Annotated in this window: 28 protein-coding genes; 6 read left to right on the top strand and 22 right to left on the bottom strand. The window is 42.5% G+C overall.

Annotated features, from left to right (window positions below):
- Positions 1-9: 9 nt before the first annotated feature.
- From HCZ91_RS07095 to HCZ91_RS06995, 22 genes are all read right to left on the bottom strand, one after another.
- Positions 10-171, bottom strand: coding sequence for a hypothetical protein (locus HCZ91_RS07095; RefSeq protein ID WP_179798830.1), 162 nt, complete (start codon positions 169-171; stop codon positions 10-12).
- A 220-nt stretch (positions 172-391) separates the two neighbouring features.
- Positions 392-535 (bottom strand): hypothetical protein, encoded by a 144-nt coding sequence (locus tag HCZ91_RS07090; protein WP_218870081.1) that lies wholly within the window; start codon positions 533-535, stop codon positions 392-394.
- A 31-nt stretch (positions 536-566) separates the two neighbouring features.
- A complete protein-coding gene (locus tag HCZ91_RS07085; protein ID WP_179798828.1) occupies positions 567-833 on the bottom strand; it encodes a DUF1456 family protein in 267 nt (88 codons plus the stop codon).
- Positions 826-1,173 (bottom strand): hypothetical protein, encoded by a 348-nt coding sequence (locus HCZ91_RS07080; protein WP_179798827.1) that lies wholly within the window; start codon positions 1,171-1,173, stop codon positions 826-828. Before HCZ91_RS07080 ends, HCZ91_RS07085 begins: the two co-directional genes overlap by 8 nt.
- A 22-nt stretch (positions 1,174-1,195) precedes the next feature.
- A complete protein-coding gene (locus tag HCZ91_RS07075) occupies positions 1,196-1,573 on the bottom strand; it encodes a hypothetical protein (protein ID WP_179798826.1) in 378 nt (125 codons plus the stop codon).
- Between the two features lie 96 nt (positions 1,574-1,669).
- A complete protein-coding gene (locus HCZ91_RS07070) occupies positions 1,670-2,077 on the bottom strand; it encodes an antiterminator Q family protein (RefSeq protein WP_179798825.1) in 408 nt (135 codons plus the stop codon).
- The gene (locus HCZ91_RS07065) at positions 2,070-2,564 is read right to left on the bottom strand and encodes a hypothetical protein (protein ID WP_179798824.1); all 495 of its coding nucleotides are present in this window, start codon (positions 2,562-2,564) and stop codon (positions 2,070-2,072) included. Before HCZ91_RS07065 ends, HCZ91_RS07070 begins: the two co-directional genes overlap by 8 nt.
- Positions 2,564-2,869 carry a hypothetical protein gene (locus HCZ91_RS07060; RefSeq protein ID WP_179798823.1) on the bottom strand — a complete coding sequence of 102 codons (306 nt, stop codon included), beginning with the start codon at positions 2,867-2,869 and terminating at the stop codon, positions 2,564-2,566. The genes HCZ91_RS07065 and HCZ91_RS07060 overlap by 1 nt, the downstream gene beginning before the upstream one ends.
- Entirely contained in the window at positions 2,862-3,266 is a 405-nt protein-coding gene (locus HCZ91_RS07055) for a hypothetical protein (RefSeq protein ID WP_179798822.1), read from the bottom strand. Before HCZ91_RS07055 ends, HCZ91_RS07060 begins: the two co-directional genes overlap by 8 nt.
- Positions 3,267-3,269: 3 nt before the next feature.
- Positions 3,270-3,473, bottom strand: a complete 204-nt coding sequence (locus HCZ91_RS07050; RefSeq protein ID WP_179798821.1) for a hypothetical protein — start codon at positions 3,471-3,473, stop codon at positions 3,270-3,272.
- Positions 3,470-3,634, bottom strand: coding sequence for a hypothetical protein (locus HCZ91_RS07045; protein ID WP_179798820.1), 165 nt, complete (start codon positions 3,632-3,634; stop codon positions 3,470-3,472). Before HCZ91_RS07045 ends, HCZ91_RS07050 begins: the two co-directional genes overlap by 4 nt.
- A 101-nt stretch (positions 3,635-3,735) precedes the next feature.
- Entirely contained in the window at positions 3,736-4,107 is a 372-nt protein-coding gene (locus tag HCZ91_RS07040; protein ID WP_179798819.1) for a VRR-NUC domain-containing protein, read from the bottom strand.
- 1 nt (position 4,108) lies between these two features.
- Positions 4,109-4,243 carry a hypothetical protein gene (locus tag HCZ91_RS13935; RefSeq protein ID WP_257019996.1) on the bottom strand — a complete coding sequence of 45 codons (135 nt, stop codon included), beginning with the start codon at positions 4,241-4,243 and terminating at the stop codon, positions 4,109-4,111.
- Positions 4,240-4,653 (bottom strand): hypothetical protein, encoded by a 414-nt coding sequence (locus HCZ91_RS07035; protein WP_179798818.1) that lies wholly within the window; start codon positions 4,651-4,653, stop codon positions 4,240-4,242. Before HCZ91_RS07035 ends, HCZ91_RS13935 begins: the two co-directional genes overlap by 4 nt.
- A gap of 11 nt (positions 4,654-4,664) precedes the next feature.
- A complete protein-coding gene (locus HCZ91_RS07030) occupies positions 4,665-5,558 on the bottom strand; it encodes a hypothetical protein (protein WP_179798817.1) in 894 nt (297 codons plus the stop codon).
- Positions 5,555-6,031 (bottom strand): hypothetical protein, encoded by a 477-nt coding sequence (locus HCZ91_RS07025; protein ID WP_179798816.1) that lies wholly within the window; start codon positions 6,029-6,031, stop codon positions 5,555-5,557. The genes HCZ91_RS07030 and HCZ91_RS07025 overlap by 4 nt, the downstream gene beginning before the upstream one ends.
- Before the next feature lie 7 nt (positions 6,032-6,038).
- Positions 6,039-6,980 carry a hypothetical protein gene (locus tag HCZ91_RS07020; RefSeq protein ID WP_179798815.1) on the bottom strand — a complete coding sequence of 314 codons (942 nt, stop codon included), beginning with the start codon at positions 6,978-6,980 and terminating at the stop codon, positions 6,039-6,041.
- A 72-nt stretch (positions 6,981-7,052) separates the two neighbouring features.
- Positions 7,053-7,790 (bottom strand): hypothetical protein, encoded by a 738-nt coding sequence (locus tag HCZ91_RS07015; RefSeq protein WP_179798814.1) that lies wholly within the window; start codon positions 7,788-7,790, stop codon positions 7,053-7,055.
- 52 nt (positions 7,791-7,842) lie between these two features.
- Positions 7,843-8,721: a hypothetical protein gene (locus HCZ91_RS07010; protein ID WP_179798813.1), complete on the bottom strand. Its 879-nt coding sequence runs from the start codon at positions 8,719-8,721 to the stop codon at positions 7,843-7,845.
- 2 nt (positions 8,722-8,723) lie between these two features.
- Positions 8,724-9,059: a hypothetical protein gene (locus HCZ91_RS07005; protein WP_179798812.1), complete on the bottom strand. Its 336-nt coding sequence runs from the start codon at positions 9,057-9,059 to the stop codon at positions 8,724-8,726.
- Between the two features lie 64 nt (positions 9,060-9,123).
- Positions 9,124-9,594, bottom strand: coding sequence for a phage regulatory CII family protein (locus tag HCZ91_RS07000; protein WP_179798811.1), 471 nt, complete (start codon positions 9,592-9,594; stop codon positions 9,124-9,126).
- Positions 9,595-9,664: 70 nt separating this feature from the next.
- Positions 9,665-9,874, bottom strand: a complete 210-nt coding sequence (locus HCZ91_RS06995; RefSeq protein WP_179798810.1) for a hypothetical protein — start codon at positions 9,872-9,874, stop codon at positions 9,665-9,667.
- 105 nt (positions 9,875-9,979) lie between these two features.
- Between HCZ91_RS06995 and HCZ91_RS06990 the strand changes: the two genes are divergently transcribed.
- The 6 genes from HCZ91_RS06990 (at position 9,980) to HCZ91_RS06965 (ending at position 12,493) form a co-directional block, all read left to right on the top strand.
- The gene (locus HCZ91_RS06990) at positions 9,980-10,642 is read left to right on the top strand and encodes a S24 family peptidase (RefSeq protein ID WP_179798809.1); all 663 of its coding nucleotides are present in this window, start codon (positions 9,980-9,982) and stop codon (positions 10,640-10,642) included.
- 267 nt (positions 10,643-10,909) lie between these two features.
- Positions 10,910-11,227, top strand: a complete 318-nt coding sequence (locus HCZ91_RS06985; RefSeq protein ID WP_179798808.1) for a hypothetical protein — start codon at positions 10,910-10,912, stop codon at positions 11,225-11,227.
- Positions 11,228-11,294: 67 nt separating this feature from the next.
- On the top strand, positions 11,295-11,639 hold the full coding sequence (locus tag HCZ91_RS06980) for a hypothetical protein (RefSeq protein WP_179798807.1): 345 nt from the start codon (positions 11,295-11,297) through the stop codon (positions 11,637-11,639).
- Between the two features lie 10 nt (positions 11,640-11,649).
- Entirely contained in the window at positions 11,650-11,958 is a 309-nt protein-coding gene (locus HCZ91_RS06975; protein WP_179798806.1) for a hypothetical protein, read from the top strand.
- A gap of 11 nt (positions 11,959-11,969) precedes the next feature.
- Positions 11,970-12,248, top strand: a complete 279-nt coding sequence (locus HCZ91_RS06970) for a hypothetical protein (protein ID WP_179798805.1) — start codon at positions 11,970-11,972, stop codon at positions 12,246-12,248.
- Positions 12,245-12,493 carry a hypothetical protein gene (locus HCZ91_RS06965; RefSeq protein ID WP_179798804.1) on the top strand — a complete coding sequence of 83 codons (249 nt, stop codon included), beginning with the start codon at positions 12,245-12,247 and terminating at the stop codon, positions 12,491-12,493. The genes HCZ91_RS06970 and HCZ91_RS06965 overlap by 4 nt, the downstream gene beginning before the upstream one ends.
- Positions 12,494-12,506 lie beyond the last annotated feature (13 nt).

Raw genomic sequence — 12,506 nt, 5'->3', positions numbered from 1 at the left:
AAGGGGTTATTACTTGCTACACGCATCAATGATATACAGCTTGTCTCTAGCATCTGAATTACCACACGCTGCACGTTCTTTTAGTTTATCCAACCAATACATCTTGGCAATCGGGTGGTCTGTGTCTTGGTAGCGGTTGTATAGCTGCTCGACTGTATGAGTGTAGTTCATAGCATCCCTGCTAAATAATAGGCATAAAAAAAGCCCCATCGGTTAAGATGAGACTTAGAGATAAACGTGATGACGCAAGTAGATTTTTTAAGTTGTATCCCCAACTGCTGAGTGCACGGTTGTCACGTCAACCCCATACTCGGGAACTTGCATATTTTAACACCGCTTTAAACGTAACTCGCTTAGCGTATCACTAATGTATATTATCCAGGGTACTTTGTCAAGATATATCATAGTGCTTTGCTAATAGCATCTTGCACAGCTCACTAAAACTCAAATCATCATTGCTAGTTGCTTCGTATATCTTGCGCTCAATCTCATTGTCTAAGTTAAGCACTACCTGCGGCTTCTTTGTCTTACTCATGTACTTCCTTGATGCTTTTACCTGCGCTGTCTCAGTCATCACTGCCCTCGTTTATATAGATTGTGATTAATCCCTGCTTGCTCGCTTCTTGCAGCCCGTCTAAGAATGACTCAAGCGCATCATCACGCATTGGCTTGTAGTATCGACTACTTACATCATGAGTGCGCCACGCTTTGACCAATGACTTACTAACCTCGCTGCGCTGACCGCCAAGCTCGAACACTTTAGCAGTCAGCTCGTGATCACGACTTAGATCAAAAGTCGCAAGCAAACGCTGGAATATATAATTGTTATTCATATCCAGCCTCACACTGCTTACCTCTAAGCTCTTTAATAACATCTTCTATCGCTATAATGCCATTATCTCCAAGCCGTCTTTGTACATCTGTCGCTACAGCTATGCGAAAAGCTAAGTGGTCAATCTCTTTGTCTGTCATATCTCGAATATCAAATCCTGATAGCTCGCGAACAATCACACGTAAAAGTAAAACCATTACTGCTTGCTGGTGTTCGTCTGTTTTGTCGTAAGCACTAGCGCCATATTTCAATTCATCAACCAGTGCGCTGACTGTCTTTTTTGAACCCAGCTCAAAATCTTCTGCTAGATTATTATTAACTTGTCCACTTATAATATTCATATCACTTCCTTATTTTTTATAATTAGATTTTAGTAACGTAAACATACTGATATTTATTATCGAAGTCGCCCTTGATTACCTTATCAAACTCTTTGCCGCGACCAGTCACGATATAGCCATGTGCAATTTTAGATTTGTTTAGCAAGCTAGCAAAAGTGGCGCCGTTACTTAACATTGCATCCGCTTCTGAACCAATAACTACCTCAAACGCTTGTGCGCCATTGTTTGTTTTCTTAGCAACTAAACCAAGTTTACGAAACTCTAAAGTAGTAAGTGCTTTAACTGCCATTTGATAAACGGTTTTTAAACAGATTGCGAAAGTTGCAGCGTAGTTATCGCCAGTTTGGATAGTTGCTTTAGTTAGTGCGTGAGCTTTCTTAAAGATGTTTGAAGTATTCATGATAACGCCCTCTGGGGTTTGTTTAAGTGTCTTGCTTGGTATGTGTTCTATTATATAGTCATGACTATAACTATGCAAGAATTATTTCGAAATAAACTAAATTATTTCGCATTTTAACGCATATCTCACAAAACCTTCCGCCCTCGCTAAGTGCTGATACACGATATGCTTACTCACTTTGCGCTTACTATCCTTGCCGTACTTGATAACCGTAAAGTGATTATGTGCTATGTATTCAGGCTTTTGCTGCAAATAGTAGTGCAAGAACACTGAGTTATAAGCATCTACGTCATCGTCTCTTAGCTCAATCAGCACGTCATTCACTCGCATAGCATCGTCATCGTTGAGTATTGCCACACTGCGGTACTGTCTGCACGTTGTCACATCGACAATCGGTGCTTTGTGCATGATAGATTCCATGTTTGACTTGTAGCTCAGATTGTCGAGTCCGCTACGACTCCAAGCGCCCCATTGCTCTAGTAGCTCTACGATATTATCAGTCATTAGTAATCCCGCCCTTTTCCCAGTCAATGTCGCTTGGTATCGTTAAAATCATGCCTAAATTAGTAAAGTGGTCGTGCATCATGTTTAGGTACTTATCGTGCTGTTTGACCGTCATAAGCCTTGTTACGTGCATATCCCACGGTACAGCCATAAACTCCAGCTTTTGCTCATAAGAGAATGGCGGTACTCTATCCCTCACCTTTTCGTCGTAAAGCTCAGCAAACGTGTCGTTCTCGTTTCTCAGCATTGGCACACCAAAGTGCAATTTGCAGTAAGCGCGGTATTCTTCCGCTGTCATGCCTATCGTGTCTTGTTCTGCTGCTTCGTTAATCCAAAGACGTTGTAAGCGGTTCTGATCGCTTGAGCGTTTTTCTCTTATCCCTTTCTCAATCGTAAGAGTGAATGGCCCTTGCATATTGCCAATCAGTAGCTTTAACGCTTTTAAATCATCTTCGTTCTTAATCCATCGTTTGATTTTCTTAGTCATTAGAAATCAACTCCGTTTTGTTCTATCTTGCGTTTCTTCCATTTCAGCAACCGATTTGTCTCACGCCATTTCTGCATAAACCATTCAAGCGACTCATCGTGACTCATAGCCATGTTGTACTGGTCTAGCTTTCCGTGACACGAATGACACAGCGGTATCGTGTATTTATCATCCGCCTTGATACCCTTGCCCTTGCCATGTACGCCAAAGTTGCTGTGCGCTGCTTGACTCCGTGGACTAGCACCGCATTGGCAGCAAGGTAGCGACCTGATTTTCTCAAGTCGCTTTGGGTTACGGTTATTCAACGTCCATCTTCACAAGTTTAATTAACGCCTCAATACTCCCTATAGCTTGCTCTAGGTCTGTGATTCTGTCTTTTGCACCTCGCTCACCAGCATTAAGTAACTTCTTAACTGCTGCGAAAGTACAGCCGCTTGATTCAACATTCCAAACCTTGCATATCGCGTAAATATCCATCGTGTCGTACTGGCTCACGTCTTTGTGATAGTGCGAGTGTTTAGGTTTGGGTTTTTCAAGAAACATAAAATCTTCGATAAAACTCGTTACATGACTGCTTTCTAGGATGTTGTCATCATCTAGGTACTCAACAGTACCGTCTTGCTTATAAAAATCTTTTATCCTCACAACCCAATTCGAGCTATAACTACTGACCCATAAATCACCAACCTTAATCTCACTCATGCTCTACCCCTTAAATCTGTATTTATCAAGAAATGCTTCCACACTGTCATTACAAGTCTCAGCGTTATCATCTAATGCCATAGACTCAATGACCGCCAAGCCTCCGCAATTAATCCAAATGGCTGTGACTTCGCAAAGTACGTTTTCAGCTTTATGTGACCACTGCTGACCGACTGATATTGGTCGTCTTAACTTAACCTTACTCATAACAACTCCTCGAAATCTTGTAAAAAGATAAACTTACGCACTGGCACTGGTGTCTGACTATCTGCCGCTTGATACGTCACTAGCTCATCACTTGCCCATAGCACCAGAACTGATTGCCGCGTTTCCTTGTTAACCCAAATCGTATCTCTATCAATCATCATCAAATCTCTCGTATAAGGCGTTTAAATCACTTCTAGTACCTTTGCATCTAAAAGCAATCTGAACGGCACGTACCCCTGTTAGTGTTGCAATGCTTGCTGTTTTAAGGCCATAAGCTCAAGTAGTTAAGTATCTCGTCCATCGTTTCTTGATAACCCTCTGTCACGACTGCTCGATAACCCTCATCTGTCAGCATTTGCAATCGTTCGACTTGATGCGGTGACACTGTACCGTCGTCAGGCTTCTTAATTTCGATTCTAAGGCCGTGAAAGCCGCCACGAGCTATGTCGATGACCAAATCAGGATAGCCACGCTTCACACCGTTGTGCTTGAGTGCTGCGCCTACTCGCTTACTACGTTTACCGCCATTTGCTACGTGTACGATGTAATCCGCTATTGTTTTATCCTTGTACGGTATTTTCTTAGCTTCGCGGATAACCTTGTTTTGTATTTGCGCTTCTGATAGTTCAGTCATATCAATCCTTAATAATCTCGTTAAAACTTTTGCGTGACATCGTTTCTTTGCTGCCGTCCGTGTATCTGATAACAACCGTGTCGCTCTTGATCCACTCGGTACTTAGTACCGTCTTTTTGTTGATTATGTTTTTCATACCTTCACCCTCGCTATACACTCGTTCTCGTTCCAGTCAGCACCTTGGTTTTCACCCATGATGAACGCACTCGCTTCTTTGATTGCGCCCCATGCTTTGTGAACCGTGTCGGGCTTAATCATCACAGCGTTAGCCTCGATATATTTATCAATACCTATCTGATACATACGCACCGTTATTCTGAATTTGCGCTTCTTCTTCATCACCGTTCTGCCTTGTGTCAACCAATGACCAGTAAAAACGCTTTTCGCTTTCATGCCTTCAAACGTTTCTTGGTTAAGCGGTATGGTCATCGAGCCTTTTTTCGTCAATGGCGGTAAATCTTCCAATTCTTCATCGGTCAGCCATTTGAAATTGGAAATATCGAGGAAGGCAAACGCTGCTTTGAGTTCGTTTTCTAAGTTGCTCATGCTTGCTCTCCTTATCCTGTGCAACCGTTGCCGCAAACCAATACATCTTCATTCTCCATATCGTCAATATCCATCCATGTGCTCATCAACCCTAATGAGTTCTCAGGTAATCGTCTTACCGTTGCCCAAAATTTACCGCTAGGGATATGCTCTGAATCAGGGATACCCTGATCTCTCATGTTTATAAAAAGCTCCTCCTTTTCTTCCAAGTAATAATCTTTATGGATAGAGTGCTTTAGTTCTTCTTCTGCCGCTTTTCCCGCTTCCCACAAATCAGGTCTATTGCAGAACGTGACATACCAATGCTGCCAACCTGCCTTTAAGCAACCATCACAATTTGCGTGTTTGTAATGCGAATAGCGTTGTGGTTTTTCTATTCCTAACTGCTTCATGGTGTCAGTTACTTTTAGCTTTCCCCATGTAATCAATGGGTAGTCAGTCTTACACCCGATTTCACCCATTGCCGCTATACGCCTATTCATTCGCACTCGCTCATCTGGCGTGTTATCAAAGCCGTATAGGTATGTATGTAAATGCTCAGGGTCGTTTGCTTTAATCCATTCATAAAAAGGCTTTGTTTTCAGGTTGTATGTGCAAAGGATTGGGCTGCTTCCAAACTTAAAGCCGCCAATGCTTTTACAGACCTCGATTGGGGTCATGCTTTCAAAATCCTTATGATTAGCGTATGTAATATCTACACCTAAATAATCCGCCACTTTTTCCTTGAACCGCTTAATATCAACATCTTCAACCTTGCTTGATATATCATGATTCAATAAAATTACGTTTTCTTTGCCATGTCTCAACACTGCATTGATTGCACATATCGCACTTGAATGGCCGCCTGAATAACAAACAACGAATTTAGAATCGTAAGATCCAATATTTTTAGTTTCGATTTTCATGCGCTCAATCTCCGTAGTTCTGCTAATTTCTCACTGATTCGCTTATCCGCTTCACTGCCTGCTTGTACTGGTGTGTGGCTGTGTTCTACTCGGTGCGTTTCCGGTACTTTAAAATCTGCGCCTTCGCTGTGTTCTTTGCAGACCTCTGGATAATGCTTTTGCCAAGATTTGTAGCTAATCGATTCAGGCTGTGTCTTGATTTGCCACTCACCGACTCGGTTTGCTGTCTCAAGCGTTACTTCGTGCTTGTAGTTGCCCTGTGCTGCTGCTAGGTACTCTTGACGCATATCAGGATAGTTATTGGCTGTCTCTGTGCGTCCTAGTGCCAAGAAGTCGGCTGGTGCTGTTGGTGGCCATTCAAGCGACATAGATTTTCTCTGTGCTGTAAACAACTCAGTTCGAGTTATCTTTAAGTCAGTCAATGCTATCGCCCAAACTTCGACCGTATCTAACATCCAATCTTCATCCTTCATTTTTGATCTAAAAAGTTTCTTCCATGTCGTAAACGTTTGCTCTATTGCTTCCTGTAGCTGTGGTGTTGGCTGCTTCACGTTGTCTGCGCTGTTCTGCAAGTTTTGCTGCGTAGATGTCTGCACTTGATTGCTTAGGTTGGCTGTTAGCTGATTGATTGATTGCATTTCTATTCACCTGATTATTTGATTGTTGTTTGCGGCTTTTCTCGAAAACACCTTGATACTGATTCATGATCGAACTGTTCAAAGAGTCATTTACATCAAAACCGTTTGCGTCAAACTCTATTAAACTTTTTACTAATCTTTTACATGCTGTCTCTGTAAGTGGTTTTTTAATCTCCTTTCTCATTGCTACAAAATCATTCCAATTCTCTTGCTCGATAAAACTAGGTATTGGATAACTAAGAGCGTCGAATTTTGGTTTAGATTTTTTAGGTTTATCTTCTTGTGTAATATTCTTGTGTAAAGGTTCTTGTGTAGTAGTTCTAGTGTGGTGGTCAGATTGACCATGCTTGTCGGACAAATTGACCATGCTTTCGGACAAAATGACCGGACTTGCGGTCAAATTGACCATGCTTGCATCTTCTAAGGGTGGTCTTTTTGACCATGCTTCATCACCTACCAACTCTCTTATTTTTTCAATATTTAGCGTAAATTCGTGCATATTATTGAAACTTGGTGACATACTAATCACGCCTAAATCAGCTAGTTTTTCTACCGATCTGCGTATGGTTTTTTCACCTAAGCCAGTTCCATACCGCTTATCATTAATAAATTGCGAGTAAGCAATAGTGTCTTCACATTTTCCCCAGCCACCAGTTTTGCACCAGATGAATTGAAGGCAAGCGTAGGTATTGCCATTCTTTAGAACCTTTTGCATCTGCAATATGATGTTTGGCACCTGCATGAAGTCGCTCATAAGTAACTCTTGCCTTTCTTTATCTAACATGATTAAATAACTCCCATTAATCATTCACCTGATTGATGTGACCCACTATTTGCGTAGTGGGTTTTTTATTGCCTACGGATGGACTGTCCAATTCATAAGAGCATCATAAACGCGCTCATCTATGCGACCACGCCATTTGTTAGCGAGTTCTTTGACGTAAGCCTCCTTAGCAACTACATAAGCTTGGTGGGCTTCTTGTGGTGTATCGTAAAACCCTATGCCAATGGTTTTTTTACCAGCAGACATTCTTGCTCTGAACCGACCTTTATGCAGGGTGACACCTTGAGGGTACTTTCCGCGTGAAGCGCCACTATCTGTAAAAAGGTTGTTTATCTCACTAGGCACTAAGCAGCAGTTATCCGCGGAGTAGATTTTGTTGTTAGTTTTTAATATATCCTTGTCTAGCTGATGCTTGCTCGCGTCATAATTGTGATCTGTCATCCATTGCGCGAAGTTTTGAAAATTTAACCAACTATCACAGACGAAGCAGTTTAAGTAAGTAGGTCTCTCTACTAGCCTTTTCTCGCAGTAGCACCTCATTAGCATGTTTCGCCATGCTGTATATATGTCTGTTTGCTTGCTGTTAGCCCTTGAGCTAAATAGCCCTACACCCATGAAGCCAACCCCAAAATTTTTGGGATGGTATGGATTCTCAATACCACCTCTTTTAATGTTTCGAGCTCGCGTTACCAACCTGTGTTTGTTTTTATCTTTAAACTCAACAGTGATACACGAGTGTGTTGAATAGCTAATAACTGCTATCTCATAACCTTGCTTTGTGATAAAAACATCGCCTACTTTAATTCTCATGTGCTATACTCCGCTTACGTGTTTAGTTAGATGCCCTTTGAGTTCACAGCTCTTAGGGTTTTTTAATGTCCGATGGAATGATCCAACCTAATATGGTCTTGCTTTCATAAACCGTGTAAATATCAAGATTGAATAACTTAGATAGGCGCATCATTGAATCTGCAACCAATCTCGTGCTACTGGTGAATTGGTCGGCCGCTACCATCTGACCAGTTGCTAATGCTACTTGTAGTGCTTGCTTTGATTTGTCATCAAAATTACCTACGAGCTTTACGTTTGATTGATAGACTTCAAATTGATTCAAAGTGAAGTAAGACTGTCTATCTAGTGCGCTTGCGATTCTTACTATCTGTAAACCAGTTTGCGCCAATTTCTTTAGGTCAAATCTTTGCTGTCTATACAGGCAACCTGCACCAGTACCGCCTGACCTTTCCGCTACCTCTATCAACTGACCTGCTTTTAACTGGTTGGCTAGCTCATCGCGTCTGATGTTTGATTCAATCTGAATCTGTGGAATGGCTCGACCAGCTTTGTGCTTAGCGCGCTTTCTAGTTGATGGGTAGTTATTCTTTTTGACTTTTTTTGGTTGCTCGCTGGCCTTTTCTTTAATGCGCTGCTCTCGCTTCCAAATAGCTAATTGCTTAGCGATTTCTTTAGCGTCTTGCTGCTCTTGCTTTGCTAGGTTTTTAAGGGCTTGCTTGTGTTCACGTTTAGCCTTAGCGCGTGCAACCTTGCGCTCTCTTGGACTCATTTCACGCAGATATAGCTCTCTGGTGTCCGCGATACTGCGAATGATGCCGCCGTTGGGCTTGTTCTCAGCGCGTTTCTGTGGGAACTGGTCAAGCCATGCTTCTACTGCATCAACTGGCATACCTTTGTTTGTGTTGCTGTAATTGCTGATCGGTGCGAAATACGGTTCGTTGAATGACATGATTAGCTCCAAAACATAATGATTAATCGATAAGCCACCGCTAACACTGTGACTGCGGTAATAAACTTCATGACTCTGTGCCAAAAGATGCGGTTCAGATCACGTTTAAGCTCTCTCTGTGCTTCATTGGCTTCTCTAGCTGCTAACTGTCTAGCGTCTAAGCGGTCTTGCTCTGCTTGCGCTTCTAGTGCTTCACGAGCCATTGCTTCGTTAAATTTCATCTTTGCGTGTCTCCGTTCACATTCGTGTTTATAGGCCAATCGCCACATCATTTGTGCATGACTGATAGCGTGTTCAAATTGCTCGTCGTCTGATTGCAATGTGTATTCGTCAGTCATCGCTTAATCTCCTTCACTGGCACTTGGTAGCTGCTACCGTCTGCGAAAGTTACTGTTTCAAACATCACTTCATTCCTTGTAAGTGTGGATTGTCTTTGGCGTGTTGCTTTCTGACTGCGTTGCTCAATGCTTGAAGACGACTCATAGCTGCTTGTATCTTTCCCTGCAAACTCTCAAGCTCGTTACAATCAATACGGCCATCTTCTAACGCTGCTTGCATTTCATTCATCACATCACCTTGGCAAGCTGACGTTGATACGGCTGTCATCAGTAAACTTTCTTGTGTTACTGCTTCGTCAGACTGTTTGCAGTAAATTCCACCAAGACGTTGAGCCATTGCGTGCATGATTGAATGGTCGTTGGTGAATTCCATGATCGTGACCGCTTCATCTAAACGCAGATGGTGAGTGTCACAGTTAGGATTGACTTTGCTATTAAGGACAGTGCTAGACATACCCATACGTGCAGCAATAGCAACTGATCCGCCATGCTTAGGGTTGTGAACCGTCTTGTGTGCTGCGTCTTCTATTTGCATTTGCGTGTCCTATCTATCTGTAAAAACGTTTTGTGTAAGCCTTTCTTTCTGTAAAGTTAATTACAAGGTGTTAGGCTGGTTCTAAATCTTCTAGCTTAACCAGTGGCGTTACATTCGCCTTTAAAGCACCGCCAGTTTGGATTTCTAAAATTGCTTGTCGTCCTTCTGGTATGCCGTGATTTTTGTAGTAGGTCAGTTGCGCTAAAGCGATACCTGTTTGCTTTTCAATATCTCTATAGCTTTGACCGTCAAAGTAATTTAGTAACTGGTCAAATGTCATGTTCGTATTCCCGTTCTCTTAATGTTCGTATATTAGAACACATTGTTCGTATTTATGTCAAGCTTTTATGTTTTGATATACGAACACTACTAAGGAGGCTTACAGATGAATGATGCAGCAGATAGAATCAGCAAAAGAATGGCTGACTTAAAGATAAGTCAAGCTGACATAAAAAGAGCAACTGGCGCAGGTAAGGCGACTATAAGTAGCTGGGTTAAAGGTGATACCAAGCCATCGGGTGCATACGCTACTGAGCTGGCCGCTTATCTGCGCTGTAATACTGATTGGTTACTATCGGGTATTGGCTCGATGACGGACACACCTACCGACACTGAGCGCGTATCCATAGACCACAACATGAAAGGACAAGTGCCTGTGATTAGTTGGGTAGCAGCAGGTGATTGGGCAGAAGTAATGCCTACCACGCTAGACGATGTAATAGACTGGATTCCAAAGCCGACGCATCTATCAGATAGAGCTTTTGGTTTGATTGTTCGAGGGCGTAGTATGTGGCCTGAGTTTAAGCCTGACGAAATTGTTTACGTTGAGCCAAACATAACGCCGTGGGATTTAAAAGACGGCGATCTGGTCATTGTGCAATGCAATGAAGATACAGATGCGACCTTTAAGCAGCTTGTCATGGGCAATGGTCATGATGATATGTATCTAAAACCACTTAACCCTGACTGGCCTGAACAGAGGATGCAGCCAATGAGCGACTGCACTCTAGTCGGGATTGTGGACAGTAAATACACTCGTTATAGATAGTCAAAACTAAAAGTATAAAGAACACCAAGCCTCGCTATTGCGGGGTTTTTTATTGCCTATGCAAAAATAGTTCGTATTTTAGAACAAAAGTGTTTGACACATCGGTTCGTATATGCGAACATAGCGTTACTGATTAGGCAAATACACCAATCACTGATTATTTAACAGACTGAGACAACAAGAAGTTCCGAAATTATTGGCAGTTATCACTAGCTGTCAATGCTTTATGAACATAACGAGCAATAGCTCACAACCGAGGAGAACAATATGGATATAGATAGTTTCGATAACGCACTTCACGAAATGTTAAGCAGTAATTACAACATTGTTGAGTATGGTTCAAGCGACATTGAGCTGAATGATGATAGCGATGATGAGTTCAACGCTTTAGTTGACATGCTAACCCTACAAATAACTCTCAGCGTGATTTCCGACTTAAACCTGCCTGACCTGAGAGAGCGATTAAACCGAGCACACACTGCGTTACTAGACACCCAGTCCAAAGAAATGCAAGACGATCCGTTCAATGAGGAACTGCTTGGTGGAATTGTTGAACGCATTATGAGCATGAGAGACACCAAATAACACCCACAAAAAAGCCCTGCGATTGGCGGACACCAGACAGGGCTTTACTTAAACAAGCGAGGTAATTATGACAGATTCAATCAGATTAGACAATGACGCTGACCATGAAATCAGCGATTGCGGCACAAGCGGTAAGGTTTACATCGCAATGCCGAACGACGTATCAGTTGAGATTTACTTTGAGACTGACGACAACCAAAACATCAACCTGCTAAGCGTAGGCGATTGCTTTCAAGAGATTAACGGTATCAGCGAAGACTACGCTTACACGCTGCAATTCGAGCATGAGCCGATGATTAAGGCAGTTATCAATCAGTTTCTATACGACCACCCTATCGACGATAGAGAGCCGCAAGACTACGACACAGCAGCTTCACTAGGTTTTTCAAACTCAGACTTTTTATACGGATAAGGAGATTGTCATGTCTAAAGATAATACTGGCTTTGCCATAAAGTATGAATCTAGCTCGGTTGATATGTACGGCGATGAAATCGTGATGTTTTTCACTGGTGCAACACGTAAACACGATGCGCGATGGACTAGCGGAATGCCTAACGCGGTAAAACGCTACGCAACCAAAGAGCAAGCAGAAAAAGCACTAAGACGAACTGGGCGATGGTGGCGATGCGAAGTCATAACTTATAAAGAGGCGCTTGAGCATTCAGCTGAGAACGCCAAAGCAGCGGATGAAGAATCCGCATTAGATGATGCTTACTGCGATGACTATTAAGGAGCATGACCATGTTAGAGACAATCAGAATTTACAGCAAAGACGAAAAGTCACATAACACTTGTAATGTAATCCTTACGTTTGAGTGTGTCGAGTATTCATGTCGTGACCCTGAGTTCTACGAAAAATCGCCATACGCTGTGCTTCATAGAGTGCAGCTAGAACCAACGCCTGATGCTGACCTCAAGGTTGATGTACCGCTAGATAATAGCGACGTGAGAGAGCATTTTGAGAGCTTACTGAGCGTCCACTGCCACGGTTATGACGTACATACGGCGGTGGCAGCATGAAACAAATCATCTTCATATCATTTTGGGCTGTGTTTGGTGCGTTCGTCACGCATCAGGCACTAGCCGACACGGTTATCATCGACAACAAAGAGTTCCAAGTGGTCGAGATTGACGGTCAAAAGCTGGTTAGCAATGAATGGCAGCCGACTACGATTGACGGTTATACAGATGAGTATAGAGCGTCTGAGCAGTATAAAACGGTTAAGGCTGCGAATGAGAGCCTACGCAGAATCAAACAAAGATAAGGAATAAGACTAT

Source organism: Psychrobacter sp. BI730 (genome assembly GCF_013414195.1).
GTDB lineage: Bacteria > Pseudomonadota > Gammaproteobacteria > Pseudomonadales > Moraxellaceae > Psychrobacter.
Note: the sequence above shows the minus strand (reverse complement) of the source record. Positions and strands in the feature narration are given on the sequence as shown.